The sequence below is a fragment of the Actinomycetospora termitidis genome, assembly GCF_030286555.1.
Lineage (GTDB): Bacteria > Actinomycetota > Actinomycetes > Mycobacteriales > Pseudonocardiaceae > Actinomycetospora > Actinomycetospora termitidis.
Window position 1 is genome coordinate 182960 of sequence record NZ_JASVWF010000008.1, and the last position, 20291, is coordinate 203250.

Sequence of the window (20291 nt, forward strand, 5' to 3'; positions counted from 1 at the left end):
CTGCTGCGATGTTGTGGGTTCCTGCGCGCCATCGGGCAGGTGCTGCGGCGGTGGCCGGACGGCGGGGCCGAGGTGTCGGGCCATCGTCCTCGTGGTGGCGGTGAGACGAACGTAGCGAGGCGCCGCGAGCCCTGGAACGCAGAATCCTGCTGCGAAGTTGCGGGATTCTGCGCGGCAGGGTGACGGACGCCGTGGTTCCGACACATCGTCCGAACCGGCCGTGCGTCTTTCCCGACCTCGTCGGAAGCCGGGGTGGTCCGCCCGGTGACAGGGTCGACGTCGACGCACCACAGGGCCGTGAGCAGCGGGAACGGCACCGGGGCGTCGCTGGGACACCTCGACGACCGGAGCTCACCATGAAGGACGCGATCATCGTCGGCGGCGGCCTCGCCGGTCTCTCGGCGGCCTGGCGTCTCCGCCACCACGACGTCGCAGTGCTCGAGGCCGCCGACCGGGTCGGCGGCCGGGTGCGCTCCGAGCGGCGCGGCGCCCACTGGCTGAACTGGGGCGGACACGTCTATGCCGGCGGGGACTCGGCGACCGCGTGGCTGCTCGACGACACCGGCGTGGACTCCGCCGAGGTCCCCGGCTCGCTGGCCGGGCTGTCGATGAACGGCACGCTGCTGACGAGCGGGCGCGTCGAGACCTTCCCCTTCCGCGTACCGATATCCTGGCGCGACCGCGCGCAAATGCTGCGGGCCGGCATCAAGGTCCGGCTCGCGGTGGCCCGCTACGCCCAGGTGGTGGCCCGGCGCGCAGGCGAGAGCGACGCACAGCGCCAGCAGCGGGTGTACGACTTCATGAACGACCGCTCCTTCGCGGACTTCGTCGGCGACCTGCCGCCGGACGCGGAGGCGCTGTTCGCCCCCACCGTGACCCGCTCGTCGGCGAACCTCGACCAGATCTCGGCAGGGGCGGGCATCGGCTACTTCAGCCTCGTCTGGAACATCGGCGCTGGACTGAACCGAAACGTCGTCGGCGGGCCCTCGACGCTGACGGAGTCGATCGCGGCGGCGCTGGGACCGCGCGTCGAACTGGGTGCGACGGTGCACGAGGTCGTGCAGCGACCGTCGTCGGTGGTCGTCCGCTACCGGCGGGGCGAGGAGGACCTCGAGGTCGAGGCCCGGTCGGTCGTGCTCGCGACCCAGGCCCACGTCACCCACCGGATCGCGCCCGACCTCGACCCGGACGTCCGCGACGCGCTCGCCCGCATCGAGTACGGCCCCTTCGTCAGCGCCGCCTTCCTGACGGACGAGACCTCGCCGCGGGTCTGGGACGACACCTACGCGATCGCGACGCCGAAACGGTCCTTCACCGTCGTCCTCAACATGTCCAACGTCGTGCACGGGCTCGCCCCGGAGCGCGTCCCCGGCGGCAGCCTGATGACGTTCGCCCCTGCCGACCAGGCCCGGCGCCTGCTCGAGCTCGACGACGCCACGGTTCTCGAGCGGATGCAGAACGACCTGGACGACATCCTCCCCGGCTTCCACGGGACCGTCGCCGAGGCCGAGGTCCACCGGTGGCCCGCCGGGTCGCCGTACTGCTTCCCCGGCCGGGGCGCGCTCCAGCCGACGCTGACCCGGCGCGGCAACGGCCGCGTGTTCCTCGCCGGCGACTACCTCGGGACGCTCTACACCGAGACCGCCGCGCGCACCGGACTCACCGCCGCGCAGGACGTCCGCGCGCTGCTCACCACCACGAACCGGGCCGTCGCGCCCACCCACGCCTGAGAGGAACCGCCATGACCGAGCTCCGGGGCGTCCTGACCGCCCTCGTCACCCCGTTCGCCGCCGACGGCGAGATCGACGAGCCGACCCTGCGCGCTGTCGTCGACCACAGCGTCGACGCCGGTGTCGGCGGCGTCGTCGCCTGCGGTTCCACCGGCGAATTCACCGCGCTGACCGCCGACGAACGCCGGTTCGTCGTCGAGACCGTCGTCGACCAGGCCGCGGGTCGCGTGCCCGTCGTCGCGCAGACCGGCGCCCTGACCGCCCGCGAGGCCATCGCCCACTCCCGCCACGCCCAGGCCGTGGGCGCGGACGTGCTCATGCTGGTCACGCCGTTCTACGAGGCGCTGACCCTGGACCAGACCCTGCGCTACCTGCGGACGGTCGCCGGCGCCGTGGAGATCCCGGTGATGCTCTACAACCTGCCGCCCGCCACCGGCGTCAACCTGGACCCCGACACGGTCGGCGCCCTCGCCCGCGAGATCGGCACCATCCGCTACGTCAAGGAAACCAGCGCGGACATGTCGCAGGCCGCCCGGCTGATCCACCACCACGGCGACGTCGTCTCCACGATCGTCGGGTGGGACGCGCTGGCCCTGTCCGCGCTGTGCGAGGGGGCCGCCGGCGTCATGTGCGGCTCGGCGAACGCGATCGCCCCCGAGCTGGTCGCGGTCGCCCGTGCCGCGGCGGCGGGCGACCTCGACCGCGCGCGCGCCGAATGGGCGCGCGTGTACCCGCTGATCGACGCCCTGCTCACGACGGACTTCATCCCGGGCGTCAAGGCCGCCACCTCGGCCCGCGGGCTCGCGGTCGGTGATCCGCGGGAGCCGCTGACGCCGCTCGACGGTGCCGCGCGGGCGCGGGTCGAGGCGCTCGTCGCGGCGCTCCCGGAGCCCGTCCCCGCCTGATCCCCTGCTCTTCCCGCGCCCCTCCGCGCCGGGTCCACGCACCGTGGGCCCGGCGCGGTCGTGTCTGCACGGCCCCGCGGCCGCGGACCCGGTCGCGGGCTCCGACGATGTGTCGGACGGCGGGCCCGGACTTTCGTGTCCGTGTCGGAGGTGACCATCACATCGGAACTGTCACCGTAGTCACGGCCGGCCGCACCGAGGCGGTCCCCGCCGATTCCGGCGGCGCCGAATCCCCGTCGCGAGGACGAATCCCCATGCCCGTGAACCACCTGGAAGACGCGCCCCTGTCGCGGTTCCACAAGAAACTCGCCCTGTTCTCCTCGGGCGGACCGTTCCTGGACGGATTCGTCCTGTCGATCATCGGGATCGCGCTGGTCCAGGCCTCACCCGCCCTCGGCCTGAGCTCATCGGCCGAAGGCCTGGTGGGTGCCGCGGCCCTGATCGGAATCTTCCTCGGGGGCTTCCTCGGTGGATGGCTCACCGACATCTTCGGGCGACACCACCTGTTCACGATCGACCTGATCGCGATCATCGGACTGTCGGCCGCGCAATTCTTCGTCACCGAGGCGTGGCAATTGATCGTGTTGCGTCTGCTCATCGGTGTCGCGGTCGGGGCGGACTACCCGATCGCCACGTCGCTGCTCGCCGAGTTCTCGCCCCGGAAGTACCGTGGACCGCTGCTCGGCGCCTTCGTCACGATGTGGTTCGTCGGCGCGGCCGCGGCCTACCTCGTCGGCGAGGCCCTGCTCTCGGTCGACGGCGGGTGGCGCTGGATGCTCGCGAGCGCCGCCCTGCCCGGTCTGATCATCGTGGTGTGCCGCATCGGTACCCCGGAGTCACCGCGCTGGCTGGTGCAGAAGGGCCGCCTGGACGAGGCCGCCGCCGTCATGCGGAAGGTGTTCGGGCCGCAGGCCACGCTGGACGACATCGAGCCCGATACCGAGGGCACCGTCGGGCTGGGCGCCCTGCTGCGCTCGGGCTACGGGAAGCGGATGGCCTTCATCACGCTGTTCTGGACGGCCTCGATCGTGCCGCTGTTCGCCATCTACGCCTTCGGCCCCAAGATCCTGGGCGCGCTCAGCCTGGGCGACAGCGCGGACACCGTCGGCGCGGCCGTCATCTCCGTGATGTTCCTGGTCGGCTGCGTGCTCTCGCTGCTGCTGGTCAACCGGATCGGGCGGCGTCCCCTGATCCTGCACAGCTTCGTGTGGGCGGGGCTGGCGATGCTGGCGCTCGGTCTGTTCCCGGACGCCCCGGTCGCGGTGGTGATGGGACTGTTCGTCGCCTACGCGATCTTCATCGGCGGGTCGCAGATCCTGCAGTGGATCTACCCGAACGAACTCTTCCCGACCGAGATCCGCGGGTCCGCCGTGGGCCTGGCGTCGTCACTGTCCCGCATCGGGGCCGCCGTCGGCACCTACCTCGTCCCGCTCTCGCTCGCCGGGCTGGGGATCGGCCCGACGATGGTCATCGGGGCGGTGATCACCCTGCTCGGCTTCGTCGTCTCGTGGGCGTGGGCACCCGAGACGCGAAACCTGAGCCTGTCGCAGGCGTCGGGGCTCACCGCGGCCCCGACGACCGCCACCACCGCCGACCGCGGAGGCGTCGCGGCCTGACCGCGTCCACCGCTCCCGACCGACCCCGTCCCCCGGTTACCGTGCTCCGGTCGGGCCGGGTCGGTCGGTGGACGAGCACGAGCGGGGGTGAGGGCACCGTGACCCACGCGGACGTCGCCTCCGTCGACGGGCTGCAGCAGGCGGTCGACGGGCTGGCCGCCCGGCTCGGACGGTCGGTGGCCGTGGACGACAGCCAGGGCCGGCTCGTGGTCGCGAGCAGGCACTTCGGCGACGAGGACCCCCTGCGCACCTACGCGGTGATGCAGCGGGACAGCGACCCGCGCGTGATGGCGCACTTCGGCGCCCACGACATCTACCGGTGGACCGTTCCCGGCCGCATCCCCGCGAACCCCGAGCTGGGCTTCAAGGCCCGGGTCTGCTGTCCGATCCGCGCCCACGGCATCCCGTTCGGTCACCTGTTCCTCATCGACGACGGGATCGGGGCGGACGAGATCGAGCTCGCCGCCGCGGTGGCCGACGACCTCGGCCGGTTGCTGCACCGACGGCTGGTCCTGCACGACCGCGACCACGGCCGGCGCGCGGAGGTCGCCCGCGACCTCGTCGGCGACGACCCCGTGACCCGGGCCGCCGCACGCCGCCGGCTGTCCGACGAGCAGCTGGTCGAGACCTCCGATCCCGTCGTCGCACTGTCGGTCCTCCTGACGGCCGACGAAGCACCCGACACGACGCTGCGGATCGCCCTGGAGCGCCTCGAGCGCAGCCCCCGTGGCGCGCACGCACTGACGACCGTGACGGGCCGACAGGCGACGGTCCTGGTCTTCGGGGACCGGGCAACGACCGACACCGGCCGCGCCCTGGCTGCGCTCCTCGTCGCCGACCTCGCCGGCGCGCGAGCTGTCGTCGGGGTCGGCGTCCCGGCCTCGGGGCCGGATGCGGCCCACGAGTCGGCGGTCACCGCCCGTCGGGCGGCTGAGGCGGCGGAGCTCCTGCCGCACCTGGGCGGGGTCGCCGCGCACGACGACCTCGGCGTCTACGCGGTCCTGCTCGCCCTCCCGCCCGCGGCCCGCACCGCCGACCGCCTCCCCAGCGGCCTGCGTCGCCTGCTCACCCAGGACGCGAAGGACAGCCTCGTCGACACCCTGGAGACCTACCTGGACTGCTGCGGCGACGCCACGCGCACCGCGGGGGCGCTGTCGATCCACCGCTCGACGCTGTACTACCGGCTCGGGCGCATCGAGACGATCGCGGGTGTCGACCTGCACGACGGCGAGCAGCGGCTCGCCCTGCACCTGGGGATCAAGCTGCGTCGGTTGATCACCACACAGGGTCACGACGGCGGGTAGGTGCGGGCGCCCCCGCTCCCCGCACTGGGCCGGAGGGTTCGACCCGGCGCCGGCGGTGCGTTGCGCGGCACACACGGCCGGCGGGTCCGGCCCGGCGCCGGCGGTGCGTTGCGCGGCACACACGGCCGGCGGGTCCGGCCCGGCACCAGGAGCCCGTTGCGCCCCGCACACGGCGGCGCCGGCTACGTCCGCCGGTGCGACGAACGGGCACCCGGAGCGCCCCTCCGGCAGGCCCCAAATGCCTGGTGATCATGCCCGGCCGACCAGCCGCTCGTGCAGGGCCCCGGGCACCGTCGTCGGCCGGCTCTCCACTCACAGACGCGGCACTCGGACCGCCGGACGGCCGCCCGACCCAGCTTGTCGCGGTGTCCCGCGGCCCGCTGTGCACCTTGTCGTTCGGATTCCCTGTGACAAGGCGGCGAGCGAGGAGCAGGAGGCCGCGACAAGGTCCGCCACAGCTGCCGGAAGCCCGCTCGCACGACCCAGAGGCCCACCCCACCGTGTGCACGACGCAACGCGCATCGCCGACCGCATCGAACCCTCCAGCCGTGTGCGCGACGCAACGGGCATCGCCGACCGCATCGAACCCTCCAGCCGTGTGCACGACGCAACGGGCATCGCCGACCGCATCGAACCCTCCAGCCGTGTGTGCGACGCACCGGTCAGGTCGACAACCACCGTGCAGCTTCACTGAACTCGACCGTCCGCGAACGTCCGCTGGACGTGAATGATCGCTGCGACGATGCTGGAGTCGGCCCTCGGCTCGGGATCGCTGCTGCTCCCCTGCCCGCGTGCGGCCACATCCCGAGGACGGCGCGTCGAGTCGAGGCGCGCCCCGGACGAGGAGGTCTGATGGGTGGGCGTCGTGTCCTGCCGGAGCCCGAGCCGGCGAAGCCGGTCGTGACGACGTTGGGGGTCGACGAGCAGGTCGACACCTTCGACCCGGTCCGACCGACCGTGGCCCCGCGGGGAGCGCCGAACGTGGTGCTCGTCGTGCTGGACGACCTCGGGTTCGGCAGCTCCAGCGCCTTCGGCGGTCCCTGCCGGATGCCGACAGCCGACCGCCTCGCCGACGGCGGTCTGCGCTACACCCGCTTCCACGTCACCGCGCTGTGCTCCCCCACCCGCCAGGCCTTGATGACCGGCCGCAACCACCACGCCGTCGGGATGGGCGCCACGACCGAGATGGCCACCTCGGCCCCCGGCTACACCGGCTTCCGTCCGCGCAGCGCGGCCACGCTCGCGCGGACGCTGCAGGGCAACGGCTACAGCACCGCAGCCTTCGGGAAGTGGCACCAGACGCCGCCGTCGGAGGTCAGCCCGATGGGTCCGTTCGACCGGTGGCCCACCGGCGAGGGGTTCGACCACTTCTACGGCTTCATGGCCTGCGAGATGAACCACTGGTATCCGCTGCTCTACGACGGCACCCACCCCGTCGAGCCCGCGAAGCGCCCGGAGGACGGCTACCACCTCTCCGAGGACCTGGTCGACCGTGCCGTCGACTGGGTGCACACGCAGCGGACGATGACGCCGGACCGCCCCTTCTTCACCTACCTGGCCTTCGGCGCCTCGCACGCCCCGCTGCACGTCACGCCGGAGTGGCGGGAGCGCTACCGCGGCAAGTTCGACGACGGGTGGGACCGGCTCCGCGAGACCACGCTCGCCCGGCAGAAGGCCCTCGGCGTCGTCCCGGAGGAGACCGAGCTCGCGCCGTGGCCCGACTCGGTGCCGCACTGGGAGTCCCTCGACGGGACCCGCCGGACGCTGGGCGCACGGTTCATGGAGACGTTCGCGGGCTTCACCGAGCACGCCGACGCCCAGCTCGGCCGCTTCGTGCAGGAACTCGAGAACCTCGGGGAGCTCGACAACACGCTCTTCCTCTACCTCCTCGGCGACAACGGTGCCTCCGGCGAGGGCGGCATCGAGGGCACCCACGTCGAGCACCGGCTCGGCCACGGCCTCGTCGACGACCCCGCCGAGATGCTGACCCACCTGGACGACATCGGCGGGCCGGAGACCTACCCGATCGCGCCGGTCGGCTGGGCGCTCGCGATGAACACGCCCTACCAGTGGACCAAGCAGGTGGCGTCGCACTTCGGCGGGACGCGCGACGGCCTGGTCGTGCACTGGCCACGGGGCATCGCCGACGCCGGCGGGCTGCGCCACCAGTTCCACCACGTCATCGACGTCCTGCCCACGGTGCTGGACTGCGCGGGCATCACCGCTCCGACCAGCGTCGACGGCGTCGTGCAGCAGCCGATCGACGGCACGAGCATGCGCTACACGTTCACCGACCCGGACGCCCCGGACCGTCGGCGCACCCAGTACTTCGAGATGTGCGGCAACCGCGGGATCTACCACGAGGGCTGGACCGCGGTGACCCGTCACGGCATCCCCTGGGAGATGGTCCCGACGGCCGGTCGCAGCTTCCACGACGACGTCTGGGAGCTCTACGACACCACGAAGGACCCGAGCCAGGCGCACGACGTGGCCGCCGAGCACCCGGCGACGCTCGCGCACCTGCGCGACCTGTTCTTCGCGGAGGCGGTGAAATACCAGGTCCTCCCCCTCGACGACCGCGTCACGGAGCGGGAGAACCCGCAGCTCGCGGGCCGGTTCGATCTCGTCGGCGACCGGACGTCGGTGACCTTCCGCGGCTCGACGCGGCGCCTCATCGAGGAGACCGTGCCGAACGTGAAGAACCGTTCACATGCGGTCGTCGCGGACGTCGAGGTCCCCGACGGGGGCGCCGAGGGCGTCGTCGTCGCGCAGGGCGGACGCTTCGGCGGGTGGTCGATCTACGTCCGTGACGGCCGGCCCTGCTACGTCTACAACTTCTTCGGCCTGCGGCGGGACACCGTGCGGGCCGAGGCGGCGATCCCGCCGGGGCGGCACCAGGTGCGGGTGGACTTCGCCTACGACGGCGGCGTCGGCCGGGGCGGGACCGCGACGCTGCGGGTGGACGGCGACGAGGTCGGCTCGGTCCGCGTCGAGGCGACGATCCCGTACTACTTCTCCTTCGACGAGACCTTCGACGTCGGCGTGGACCTCGGGACGCCCGTGACCGAGGACTACGCGGTCGGCGACAACGCGTTCACCGGCACGGTCCGCACCGTCCGGGTCGAACTCGGGACCGCCGAGGAGGAGCCGGAGCCCGGCGGTCTGGCCCGGCGGGTCATGGCGTCGCACTGACGGAGCGAGGCCGGCGCGGCGAGCCCGCGAGTGCGACACGACGCAGGTTCCCGAGCCGTGGGGCCTGCGTGGTGTCGACCTCGCGCGACCACCCTCGCCGTCGGGAACCGAGATCCCGACGAGCCGAGCGGACCGATCGGTCCACGCCCCTCTTCGCTCCGCAGAACGAGATCTTGGCAAACGGCCGGGCTCAGCTCGCGCACCGGAAGCCGAGGTTGCCGGAGCTCGACTCGGGGGTGTTCGAGGTGCGGGCCGCGACGCGGTACCGGTTGCAGTACGAGTCGTGGCACAGGTAGGAGCCGCCGCGCATGACGTGCGCGTCACCCTCCGCCGGCCCGGCGGGGTCGTGCTCCGGAGAGCGGGCGTACCAGTCGGCGGCGAAGCGGTCGGCGCACCACTCCCACACGTTGCCGACGGTCTGGAAGAGCCCGAAGCCGTTGGGACGGTAGGTCTTGACCGGGGCCGTCGTCAGGAACCCGTCCTCGCGCGTGTTCTCGGTGGGGAACCGGCCCTGCCAGATGTTGAGGTTCCAGCGGCGGCCGAGGTCGTCGCCCCAGGGGAAGCGGGCGCCCTCGAGCCCGCCGCGGGCGGCGTACTCCCACTCCGCCTCCGTCGGCAGGCGCCTGCCCGCCCAGGCGCAGTACGCGGTGGCGTCGTTCCACGACACGTGGACGACGGGGTGGTTCGCCCGGTCCCCCACCGACGAGGCCGGTCCCTCCGGGTGCCGCCAGCAGGCACCGCGGACCGCGAGCCACCACGGAGCGCCGTCGACGCTGGTCAGGACGTCGACGCGGTCGCCGGTGAAGGCCAAGTGGAACACGCCCGACGAGCCCCACCGCTCGGCGTCGGTGACGTACCCGGTCTCCTTGACGAAGCGCGCGAACGCGGCGTTGGTGACCGCGGTGGCGTCGATGTGGAACGGCGCGAGGGTCACGGGGTGCACCGGCCGCTCACCGTCGGCCGGGTCGCCGTCGCCGAGGTGGTCGCCCATGGCGAACGTGCCGCCCGGGACGGGGACCTGACCCCGGTGGCGAGAGCGCTCCGTCATGACCTCCAGCTCTACCCGCGCCGATCATTCAGTACCAGCGGACAACGCTGCACGGAACTGTTGGGATGGAGCGCATGGAGCTGTCGCTGCGCCGGCTGCGCACCCTGCGGGAGGTCGCCCGCCGCGGCGGGGTCAACGCGGCGGCGGCGACCCTGCACTACTCGCCCTCGGCGGTGTCCCAGCAGATCGAGGCGCTCGGCGTCGACGTCGGGACGCCCGTGGTCGAGCGGGTCGGGCGCGGGGTGCGGCTGACCGAGGTCGGGCGGGTGCTCGTCGAGCAGGCGGAGATCCTGCTGGCCGCGGAGCACCGGGCCGTCGCCGCCGTCGAGGGGGCGCGGCAGCACCTCTCCGCGCGGCTGTCGGTCGGGATGTTCCCCGCGGCCGCGGCGGCCCTGCTCCCCGTCGTCATCGGCGACCTCGCCGCGCACCACCCCGGGATCACGCTCGAGAGCACGGAGAGCGACCCCGACCGGGCCGTGCTCGACGTCCGCCACGGACACCTCGACCTCGCGCTGCTCTTGGACTACCCGGACGCACCGGAGTCGTGGTCGTCCGGGCTCTCCGTGGTGCCGTTGGGCCAGGACCGGATCCATCTCGCGGCGCCGACCGGCAGCGCGTACCGGCCCGGGCTCGACCTCGGGGAGCTGTCCGCGGCGACCTGGATCATCTCCGGACCCGACTCGTACTACGGCCGCGCCGTGCGCACCGCGTGCCGACGGGCCGGGTTCGACCCGCAGGTCCGCCATCAGGTCGACGGTCTGGCGACGGCGCTGGCGATGGTGGCCGCGGGGTTGGGCGTCACGCTGGCCAGCGACCTCGGCCGGGCCTTCCTGCCGTCGTCGGGCGTGGACATCATCCCGTTCGAACGCCCGCTGCTGCGGACCATCGTCGTCGCCCACCTCCCCCACGCCACGGAGCGCCCGAGCGTGCGGGCGGCCATCGACGCCTTCGCGCGGGCGGCGACGGACGGCGGGCTCGTCGCGATGGACTGAGGTCAGCCACCCCAGACCTGCACCGGCGCGCCGAGGACCTCCCGGTCGACGGTCGCGCCGAGGCCGGGCGTGTCGCCGGGGAGCACGCCGTCCGCCGTGACGCGGACGTCGAGGCCCGCGACGTGCACCGTCACCATGTCCTCGCAGTTCAGCACCCCGCGCAGGAGGCGCGGAGGCACCGTCGCCCCCAGGTGGAGGATCGCGGCGTAGGCGAGCGAGGACCCCACGGTGTCCTGCACGCTGATCGTCAGCCCGGCGGACCGGGCGACGTCGCGGTGCCGGCGTCCCGGCGTGAGACCGCCGGCCTTCGAGACCTTCAACCCGATGCCGTCCGCGAGGTCCTCCCCGGCGGCGAGGGCGATGTCGCCGTCGGTCTGGCCGAGCTCGTCGACCACGATCGGGTACGGACACCGTGGCCGCAGCGACCGGGTCTCCCGCCACGTCGCGCACGGCGCCTCGAGGACGAAGTCCAGCCGGGGCGGGAGGAGCCGCAGCAGCCGCAGTGCGGTCTCCGGGGTCAGCCCACCGTTGGCGTCGACGACGAAGTACTCGCCCCGCTCGCGGTCGGCGAGGCTCGCGGTGATCCGCTCGGCGTCCAGGGCCGGGCCGCCCTCGACGTCGAGGGCGCCGATCTTGATCGAGTGCGCCCGGTACCCCCGGGCCCGGTGGTCGGCGACCCGGGCCCGCATCTCCTCCGGATCGCCCGCGTGGATCGAGGAGATCACCGGCATCGGCACGTCGGTGGAGCCGCCGAGCAGCGCGCTGACCGGCAGCCCCACGGAGCGACCGAAGGCGTCCCAGCAGGCGACGTCGAGGGCTGTGCGGGCGTCGTGGTGGCCGACGAGGGTGCGCTCCATGGTGTCCCACACGCGCTCGACCCGACGCGGGTCCGCCCCGAGGAGCGCCGGGGCGAGGACCGCGATGCCCGCCCGGGTCCCGGCGGGGTGCGCGGCGATGTAGGTGGAGCCGAACGGCGTGCTCTCCCCCCAGCCCTCGGTGCCGTCGTCGCAGACGATGCGCACGATCGCGGCCTCGAAGGACGTGTAGGTGCGTCCGCCGGAGAGCCGGTAGGTCCCGCCGGCGTAGGGCAGGTCCACGGCGTACAGCTCGATCCGGGCGATCCTCACGACATGCCGGGCTGGATCGTCGTCACCGTCGTCTCGGGCACCACGGCAGCGATCGTCGCCCGGCAGGGCGTCGCCGTCCATCACATCTACGTACAGCTGACCGTGTACGTTGCTTCATCAATCAACTCCCGGCCGCAACGTGCTGATCATCAGTGGGCGAAGCACGCAGCGGGCGACGCGAGTGCGACACGACGCAGGTTCCGCCGGTCGCGGACCTGCGTGGTGTCGACCTCGCGGAGCTGGGCGAGACCGCCTCAGGTGACCTCGGTCAGCTCCGGCAGCTCGTAGCGCCGGACCTCGCGCAGGGCCGCCAGCCCCGCGGCGACGGCGGGCTGGTCGGCGGAGCCGCGGCGGACCGCGGTGATCACGTGCCGGGTGGGGACGGAGGCGCCCGCGATCGGGATGCGGCGGGTGTCGTCGTGGGCGGGCAGGTCGACGAGGCGCGGGATGAGCGCCACGCCGAAGCCGCGGGCCACGAGCGCCGCGCCGGTGTCCCAGGTGTCCGCGTGGTGCGCGACGGCGGGGTCGAAGCCGGCGCCGGTGCAGGCGAGCGTCACGAGCTGGTGGTAGGCCCGGCCCGGCGACCCCATGACCCAGTCGTCCCCCGCGAGCTCGTCGAGGGACACCGAGCTCCGGTCGGCGTGCAGGTGGTCGGGCCCGACGAGGACGTCGAGCGGCTCCTGGTAGAGCGGCGTCTGCTCGAAGTCCGGGTCGGTCCGCGGCGGGATGCTCGGGGTGGCGACGACGACCGCGATGTCGGTGTCCCCCGCGGCCAGCAGGTCGAAGGAGCGGGCCGGCTCGAACTCGCGCAGGCCGACCCGCAGGCCGGGGTGCCGCTCGCGCAGCAGGGCCAGCGCGCGCGGCGCGACGACCGCGGCCGCCGTCGAGAAGCCGCAGATCCGCAGCGTGCCGGTGAGCTCCGTGCGGTCCTGGTGGGCGGCGAGGTCGGCCTGGGCGCGTTCCCACTGCGCGGTGAGCGCCGCCGCGTGCTCGAGCAGGGTGTGCGCGCCCGCCGTCAGCCGCACGGTGCGCCCGGTCGGCTCCAGCAGGACGACGTCGAGCTCGCGCGCCAGGGCCTGCATCTGGTGCGAGACCGCCGACGGGGTCAGCCGGCACACCTCTGCGGCGGCCGTGACCGTGCCGTGCCGCGCGATCGCCTGGAGGACCTTCAGCCGACGGTCGATCATGTACCGATTGTACAAGGTCACCTGTACGAACCTTCGATGGACGCCAGCAGTTGATCTGCCCACACTGAGCCGTGCACCCGGGATGACGGCGCCGCATCCCGCACTCGCACACCACAGTTCTGGAGTCCGTCATGGACACGCACCGCGCCATCGTCATCGGCTGCGGCGGCCTCGGGTCCGCCGCGCTGTACCGCCTCGCGACCGAGCTCGGACCCGGCGTCCTGGGCCTCGAGCAGTTCGAGCTCGGCCATTCCCGGGGTGCGTCCCAGGACCACTCCCGGATCATCCGGCTGGCCCAGCACCAGCCGCAGTACGCCGCGCTCGCCTCGGCCGCCTACAAGGCGTGGGACGAGGTGGAGAACGAGTCGCTGCAGCAGATCGTCACGCGCACCGGCGGGCTGGTGATCGAGGACCGGGCGGCCCGACAGGGCACCGCGACGGGCTCACGCAACATCGAGGGCTACACCGCGATGTTCGACCGCTTCGGCTACGCCTACGAGCTCCTCGACGCCGACGAACTGGTCGCCCGGTGGCCCCAGTTCTCCGCCTCCGGTGACGTCCAGGCGCTCTACCAGCCGGAATCCGGGATCGTCGACGCCGCCCGGGCCAACGCGGTGCACCTCGCACTGGCCCGGGCGCACGGCGCGACGGTCCGCGCGAACACCCCGGTGCGGGCGATCCGGCCCGACGGCGAGGGCGTCGAGGTCGTCACCGACGAGCGCACCTACCGCGCCGACCGCGTCGTCGTCGCCGCGGACGCGTGGACGAACCAGGTGATCGCCGGGGCCGGCCTCCAACTGCCGCTGACGGTGCTGCGCGAGCAGGTCACCTACTACTCCACCCCGCACCTCGCGGAGTTCGCGCCGTCCCGCTTCCCGGTGTTCATGTGGCACGGGGCCCACAACTTCTACGGCTTCCCGGTCTACGGCGAGGTCGCGACGAAGCTCGGGCAGCACATGGGCGGCGAGGAGACCACCGCCGACGGCCGCAGCTTCGTCCCCGACGACGTGCGCCGGGAGCGATACGCCGCGTTCCTGGACGCGCACGTCCCCCGGTTCCTCGGGCCGGAGCTGTACTCCAAGACCTGCCTCTACACGGTGCCGCCGGACCAGAACTTCATCCTCGACCGGCTGCCCGAGCACCCGCAGATCGTCGTGGCCAACGGCGCCGGACACGCCTACAAATTCGCGGCGCTGATCGGTTCCCTGCTCGCCGACCTCGCCCTCGACCGCGCTCCCGCGCACCCGATCGACGCCTTCGCGATCGACCGGCCGGCGCTCACCGACCCGACGTTCCCGCGCAGCTTCCATGTCTGAGCCCTGGTTCGTCACCGAGCGGGCCGCCGTCCCGACCCGTCCGTCCCCGCCGCTGGAGGGAGTCCCTGCGATGACCGAGACCGTCGACCGGCCCACCGACCCCTACGCCGCCCTCCCGGCGCGCCCGATCGACCCGGCCCGGTTCGCCGACGAGGAGACCTACCGCCACACCCGGCTCCCCGTCGACCTGGCCTCGACCCTGATCCCGGACGCCTACAGCTCCCCGGAGTTCTTCGCGCAGGAGCAGGAGAAGGTCTTCACCTCCAGCTGGGTCGCCGTCGGTCTCGTCGGCGACGTCGACAAGCCCGGCCGGTGCGTCGTCGTGGAGGTCGCGGGGCGGTCGATCCTGATCACCCGCAACCGCCACGGCGAGCTGCGCGGCTTCCACAACCTCTGCCGCCACCGCGCGACGAAGCTGCTGGACGCCGACGCCCGCGAGGTCGGGCACCGCAACCGCATCCGCTGCCCGTACCACAACTGGACCTACGACACGGACGGCGCGTGCCTCGGCACCCCGCTCTTCGACGGCTCGGACGTCCCGGCCGGCGAGGAGACGATCTTCGACCAGATGGCCAAGGGGTTCGACAAGGCGGACTACGGCCTGCTGCCGGTCAGCGTGGACAGCTGGGGCTTCTTCCTGTTCGTCAACCTCTCGGCCGACCCCGAGCCCCTGACGACGGCCCTCGGCGACCTCCCGGAGCGGTTCGCGGACTACCGCCTCGGCGAGTGGGCGGCGCAGCGCCGGCTCACCTACGACGTCGCCGCGAACTACAAGCTCGTCGGCGAGAACTTCATGGAGTACTACCACCTGCCCTGGGTCCACCCGGAGCTGAACCAGGTCTCCAAGTTCTCCGACCACTACCGCTGGCAGGGCCCCGGGCTCTACACCGGCATGTGCACCACCCCGGTCTCGCGCAACACCGAGGCCGGCGGCTGGGACGGGTTGTCCCCGCTCAGCTCGCTGGGCGCCGAGGACGCCGACAGCGGCCGCTTCGTCTGGCTGTTCCCCTCCACGGCGCTGGTCGTGCTGCCGAACCACGCGTTCGTGCTGTTCAACCGCCCCGTCGCCGCGAACCGCACGGTCGAGACCGCGGTTCTGCTCACCCACCCGGAGTGTGCGGACGACCCGGACGCCGAGGCGGGCATCGAGCAGCTCGCGAAGTTCTGGGACCTGGTGAACCGTCAGGACCTCGAGATCGTCGAGCGCGTGCAGGAGGGGCTGGAGAACCCCGCCTACCGCGGCGGCCGGATGTGCTTCCGGTTCGAGGAGCCGCTGCACCGCTTCCAGAACATGGTGATCGACAAGATGGTCGGCCTCGACCGCGTGCCCGCGGGCGACGAGGAGACCATGACGCGGATGTTCCCGGACCCGTGACCGCCACCGTCCCCCTCCCCGCCACCGCCGGATCCCTCGACGGGCGCACCCTCCCCGTCGAGGACCCGTCCACCGAGGAGGTCGTCGCCCACGTCGCACGGGGCGGTGCCCTCGAGGTCGACCGGGCGGTCGCGTCCGCCCGCGCGGCCACCCGGGCGATGCGCGACGCCGCACCGCTGGAACGGGGTCGCGCGCTGCGCCGCCTCGCGGCCGAGGTCGAGTCCGCCGCCGAGGAGCTCGCGCGGCTGGAGTCGCTCGACACCGGCAAGCCGCTCTCGCTCGCCCGCGGCGAGATCGCCGGCTGCGTGGCCTACCTCGACTACTACGCCGGGGCGGCCGGCACGCTGCAGGGCGACACCATCCCGCTCGGGCCGGGCTCGACGGCCTGGACCGTGCCGGAGCCGGTCGGGGTCAGCGCGCACGTCGTGCCCTGGAACGCACCGCTGTCCATGCTCTGCCGCAGCGTGGCGCCCGCCCTCGCGGCCGGGAACACCGCCGTCGTCAAGCCGGCCGAGCAGACCCCGTTGACCGCGCTCCGGTTCGCCGGGCTCGTCGAGGCCGCGGGCTTCCCGGCCGGCACCTACGAGGTCGTGACGGGGCTCGGGGCGGAGGCCGGGGCGGCCCTGGCCGCCCATCCGGGCATCGGCTCGCTGACGTTCACCGGGTCGGTCGCGACCGGCCGGGCGGTGCTGAGGGCGGCCGCGGAGCACGTCACCCCGGTCGTCACCGAGCTCGGCGGGAAGAGCCCGCAGATCGTCTTCGCGGACGCCGACCTCGACGACGTCGCCCGCCAGGTCGTCACCGGCTTCACCGCGAACTCCGGGCAGTACTGCGACGCCGGGTCGCGGCTGCTGGTCGACCGGGCCGTCGCGGGCGAGCTGGTCGAGCGGGTCCGGGCGCGGGCCGGGGCCCTGACGCTGGGCGCGGGCGCCGACGATCCGGACCTCGGGCCGATGGTGTCCGGAGAGCACCGCCGACGGGTCGCCGACTACGTCGATCTCGGTCGGGCCGAGGGCGCCGACGCCCCGACCCCGCCGCAGACCCTGCCCGCCGTCGGCCACTTCGTCGCGCCCACCGTCTTCACCGGGGTCACCCCGACGATGCGGATCGCCCGTGAGGAGATCTTCGGCCCGGTGCTCGCGGTGCTGGATTTCGGCACCGAGGACGAGGCGCTGGAGCTCGCGGACGCCACGGACTACGGGCTGGGCGTCGGCATCCACACCGCCGACATCGACCGTGCGCTGCGCGTGGCCGACCGGGTCGACGCCGGCTACGTCATGATCAACGAGTACTTCGGCGGCGGCGTGGCGGTCCCCTTCGGCGGCACGAAGCTCTCCGGCACCGGACGCGAGCGCGGCCTGGTCGCACTCGAGAGCTACCTGACCCGCAAGACCGTCGTCGCCCGGAGGAGAGCCTGATGGAACTGATCGTCCGCGACCGCCGCGACGAGGCCGACGGCGTCGTCTCGCTGACCCTGGCCGACCCCGACGGCCACGACCTGCCCGTCTGGACGGCGGGTGCGCACGTCGACGTGACCGTGGATGACGGCGTCGTGCGCCAGTACTCGCTGTCCTCCGACCCGGCTGACCGCACCGTGTGGCGACTGGGCGTGCTGCGCGAGCCCGCGGGCCGAGGCGGGTCGGAGTTCGTGTGCACGAAGCTCGACGTCGGGGACCTCGTCGAGGTCTCGACGCCCCGCAACCACTTCGAGCTCGTCCCGGCCGGGCGCTACCTGTTCGTCGCGGGCGGCATCGGGATCACCCCGGTCCTCGCGATGATCGCCCGCGCCCGGGCCACCGGGGCGGAGTGGTCGCTGGTCTACGGCGGGCGGACCCGGTCGTCGATGGCCTTCCTCGACGAGCTCGGCGTGTACGGCGACCGCGTCACCGTCGTCCCGCAGGACGAGCAGGGACTGCTGCCCCTCGCGGACGTCCTCGGCGGGGTCGCCCCGGGCACGCTCGTCTATGCCTGCGGGCCGGAGCCGATGCTCGCGGCCGTCGAGGCGCACGTCGTCGACCGCGCTGCCCTGCACCTGGAGCGCTTCACGCCGAAGATCGTCGAGGGCGAGGGTCCCGACGAGGCCTTCGAGGTCGAGTTCGCGACCTCCGGGCTCACGGCGACCGTGCCGGCCGAGAGCAGCATCCTCGCCGTCGCCGAGGAGCTCGGGCTCCCGGTCGACTTCTCCTGCCGGGAGGGCACGTGCGGCAGCTGTGAGACCCCGATCCTCGCGGGCCGGGCGGAGCACCGGGACTCCGTGCTGGAGAGCGAGGAGCAGGCGGAGAACACCTGCCTGATGATCTGCGTGTCCCGCGCCGAGCGCGGCTGCGCCCGACTGCGTCTGGAGCTGTAGGTGAAGATCGAACGCGTCCACGTCCACCAGGCGCTGCTGCCCGTCGTCGGCGGCGCCTACCGGATGTCGCACACGACGGTCGAGGCCCTCGACAGCACGCTCGTCGAGGTCGTCACCGACGACGGCCGCAGCGGCTGGGGCGAGACCTGCCCGCTCGGACCCGTCTACCAGCCGCACCACGCGCTCGGGGCCCGCGCCGCGATCGAGCAGATCGCCCCCGGCCTCGTCGGGACCGAGATCGACTCGCCGCGGGCGTTCGCACGTCGGATGGACGGCCTGCTGGCCGGGCACGGCTACGCGAAGGCCGCGCTGGACACCGCCGTGCTCGACCTCCTCGGCCAGCAGCTCGGGGTCCCCGTGTCGACGCTGCTGGGCGGCGCCCTGGTCGACCGCGTCCCGTCGTACTACTCGGTGATCGTGGGCGACCCGGACGCGAGCGCGGCGAGCGCCGCCGCGAAGGTCGCCGAGGGCTACCGGCGCGTGCAGCTCAAGGTCGGCGGGCGCGACCTCGACCACGACGTCGAGAACGTGCGGGCGGTGTGGGCGGCGATCCGCGGCCGGGCGCGTCTCGCCGTCGACGCGAACCGGGCGATGACCGCGGCGCACGCGCTGCAGTTCGACCGGCTCTGCGCGGACGTCCCGTTCGCGTTCGAGCAGCCGTGCGACACCGTCGAGGAGATGGAGTCGCTGCGCGGCCGCCTGGTGCACCCGGTGTACCTCGACGAGACCACGACCGATCCCGGCGTCGTCCTGCGCGCGATCGCGGGCGGCACTGCCGACGGGTTCTCGTTCAAGGTCACGCGGCTCGGCGGACCGACGCGGGCCGCGTTCGTCCGGGACCTGTGCGCGCTGCGGTCCGTGCCGCACACGATCGACGACGCCTGGGGCGGCGACGTGATCGCCGCGACCTGTGCGCACGTGGCGTCGACGGTCGACCCGCGCCTGCTCGAGGGCACGTGGATCGCCGCCGACTGGATCGACGGGCACGTCGATCCGGAGCACCCCGTCGAGGTGCGCGACGGTCGGATCGCGGTGCCGCAGGGCCCCGGGCTCGGCGTCCGGCCCGACCGGGACCGGCTGACGGAGCTCGCGACCTACGGCTCCTGATCGAGCGCGACGACGTGGCAGGCGTTGCGGGCCCCGCCGAGGGGCTGGCTCCGCCCGGCCGCGTCGTGCGCTCGCGCCGCCACGACGCGAGCCTCCGGACCCGCCGTCGGGAAGGCCTCGAAGCGGCGCCAGCCGAAGGGGCCGCCGACCGGTTCGCCCAGGGTCGCGTCCACCCACTCCTCGGGACCGTCGGTCCCGAGGCCGACCTCGACGCGCGTGACCGGCGCCGAGCCCCAGGCCCAGCCCCGGACGTGGGCCCGTGGACCGTCGCGCCTTGCGGCGGTGACGAGGCTGATGACGTCGAGGTCGCGGACCGGGGCGAGCGTCGTCGAGCCGGGCACGGAGCGCTGGTAGAGCGTGGTGGTGAACAGGTGGTCGGGACGGTGGTCGGCGACGGTCAGCGCGCGGAGCCACTTGACGTTGTTCGTACCGAAGTAGCCCGGGACGAACAGTCGCACCGGGAAGCCGTGCTCGGCGGTCAGCGGCTCGCCGTTCATGGCGTGGGCCAGGACCCCGCGCTCCCGGACGACGTCGAGCGGCAGGTCCTTGCGGTACTCGGTGCAGGGCACGCCGTCGAAGACCCCGTGGTCGTGGCCCTCCGCCCAGAGCAGGTCGCCGTCGCGGACGCCGGCCTCGTCGAGGACGGTGCGGACCGCGACACCGGTCCAGACGACGTTGCCCGCCCGGCGGGTCGGCTCGTCGGGGAGCAGCGGGTTGCCGAAGCACTCCAGGACCGCCTGCACCTGCACCGTCGGCATCGCGTGGAGGTCGGCGAGGGAGAGCTCGAGGGGGCGCTCGACGGCGCCGCCGACGTGCAGGCGCCAGGCGTCCGCATCGACGTGCGCGATCCCGAAGTGGCCGATGACGTAGAGGTCCTCGACGGCGGTGGTCGGTTCGTCCAACCGGGCGGGAGCGGGCTGCCACTTCGTGGTGGCGTCGGGAGACATCGACACGTCCAGTGACACGGATCACCTCTCCTCGTCGCGGGCCGAGGGCGCTTAGACGCTCCCGCGTGTCCGCCGCGCCTGCGGTGGCCCGATCG

General features: G+C 73.3%; 15 protein-coding genes. 11 read left to right on the top strand and 4 right to left on the bottom strand.

Annotation, left to right across the window (positions count from 1 at the left end; genetic code table 11):
• The first annotated feature begins 356 nt into the window (after positions 1 to 356).
• From QRT03_RS27785 to QRT03_RS27805, 5 genes are all read left to right on the top strand, one after another.
• Positions 357 to 1730, top strand: coding sequence for a flavin monoamine oxidase family protein (locus QRT03_RS27785; protein WP_286056403.1), 1374 nt, complete (start codon positions 357 to 359; stop codon positions 1728 to 1730).
• 11 nt (positions 1731 to 1741) lie between these two features.
• The gene (locus QRT03_RS27790) at positions 1742 to 2635 is read left to right on the top strand and encodes a dihydrodipicolinate synthase family protein (protein ID WP_286056404.1); all 894 of its coding nucleotides are present in this window, start codon (positions 1742 to 1744) and stop codon (positions 2633 to 2635) included.
• Between the two features lie 260 nt (positions 2636 to 2895).
• Positions 2896 to 4251, top strand: coding sequence for an MFS transporter (locus QRT03_RS27795; protein ID WP_425604919.1), 1356 nt, complete (start codon positions 2896 to 2898; stop codon positions 4249 to 4251).
• A 98-nt stretch (positions 4252 to 4349) separates the two neighbouring features.
• Positions 4350 to 5555 (top strand): PucR family transcriptional regulator, encoded by a 1206-nt coding sequence (locus QRT03_RS27800; RefSeq protein WP_286056406.1) that lies wholly within the window; start codon positions 4350 to 4352, stop codon positions 5553 to 5555.
• Positions 5556 to 6407: 852 nt separating this feature from the next.
• Positions 6408 to 8747: an arylsulfatase gene (locus tag QRT03_RS27805; protein WP_286056407.1), complete on the top strand. Its 2340-nt coding sequence runs from the start codon at positions 6408 to 6410 to the stop codon at positions 8745 to 8747.
• 190 nt (positions 8748 to 8937) lie between these two features.
• Here the strand turns inward: QRT03_RS27805 and QRT03_RS27810 are convergent, their stop codons facing one another.
• Positions 8938 to 9795: a formylglycine-generating enzyme family protein gene (locus QRT03_RS27810; protein ID WP_286056408.1), complete on the bottom strand. Its 858-nt coding sequence runs from the start codon at positions 9793 to 9795 to the stop codon at positions 8938 to 8940.
• 74 nt (positions 9796 to 9869) lie between these two features.
• Here QRT03_RS27810 and QRT03_RS27815 point away from each other — a divergent pair, with 74 nt between their 5' ends.
• Positions 9870 to 10787 carry a LysR family transcriptional regulator gene (locus QRT03_RS27815; RefSeq protein WP_286056409.1) on the top strand — a complete coding sequence of 306 codons (918 nt, stop codon included), beginning with the start codon at positions 9870 to 9872 and terminating at the stop codon, positions 10785 to 10787.
• Between the two features lie 2 nt (positions 10788 to 10789).
• On the opposite strand, the gene QRT03_RS27820 is transcribed toward QRT03_RS27815, so the two are convergent.
• Both QRT03_RS27820 and QRT03_RS27825 read right to left on the bottom strand, forming a co-directional pair.
• A complete protein-coding gene (locus QRT03_RS27820) occupies positions 10790 to 11914 on the bottom strand; it encodes a mandelate racemase/muconate lactonizing enzyme family protein (RefSeq protein WP_286056410.1) in 1125 nt (374 codons plus the stop codon).
• 254 nt (positions 11915 to 12168) lie between these two features.
• Positions 12169 to 13101: a LysR family transcriptional regulator gene (locus QRT03_RS27825; protein WP_286056411.1), complete on the bottom strand. Its 933-nt coding sequence runs from the start codon at positions 13099 to 13101 to the stop codon at positions 12169 to 12171.
• A gap of 131 nt (positions 13102 to 13232) precedes the next feature.
• Between QRT03_RS27825 and solA the strand changes: the two genes are divergently transcribed.
• From solA to QRT03_RS27850, 5 genes are all read left to right on the top strand, one after another.
• A complete protein-coding gene (gene solA / locus QRT03_RS27830) occupies positions 13233 to 14417 on the top strand; it encodes an N-methyl-L-tryptophan oxidase (protein ID WP_286056412.1) in 1185 nt (394 codons plus the stop codon).
• Between the two features lie 70 nt (positions 14418 to 14487).
• Entirely contained in the window at positions 14488 to 15792 is a 1305-nt protein-coding gene (locus QRT03_RS27835) for an aromatic ring-hydroxylating oxygenase subunit alpha (protein WP_286056413.1), read from the top strand.
• A complete protein-coding gene (locus QRT03_RS27840; protein ID WP_286056414.1) occupies positions 15789 to 17210 on the top strand; it encodes an aldehyde dehydrogenase family protein in 1422 nt (473 codons plus the stop codon). Before QRT03_RS27835 ends, QRT03_RS27840 begins: the two co-directional genes overlap by 4 nt.
• Positions 17210 to 18142, top strand: coding sequence for a PDR/VanB family oxidoreductase (locus QRT03_RS27845; protein ID WP_286056415.1), 933 nt, complete (start codon positions 17210 to 17212; stop codon positions 18140 to 18142). The genes QRT03_RS27840 and QRT03_RS27845 overlap by 1 nt, the downstream gene beginning before the upstream one ends.
• Positions 18143 to 19249 carry a mandelate racemase/muconate lactonizing enzyme family protein gene (locus QRT03_RS27850; RefSeq protein ID WP_286056416.1) on the top strand — a complete coding sequence of 369 codons (1107 nt, stop codon included), beginning with the start codon at positions 18143 to 18145 and terminating at the stop codon, positions 19247 to 19249.
• On the opposite strand, the gene QRT03_RS27855 is transcribed toward QRT03_RS27850, so the two are convergent.
• Positions 19237 to 20214, bottom strand: coding sequence for a molybdopterin-dependent oxidoreductase (locus QRT03_RS27855; RefSeq protein ID WP_286056417.1), 978 nt, complete (start codon positions 20212 to 20214; stop codon positions 19237 to 19239). The genes QRT03_RS27850 and QRT03_RS27855 overlap by 13 nt on opposite strands.
• Between the last annotated feature and the right edge of the window lie 77 nt (positions 20215 to 20291).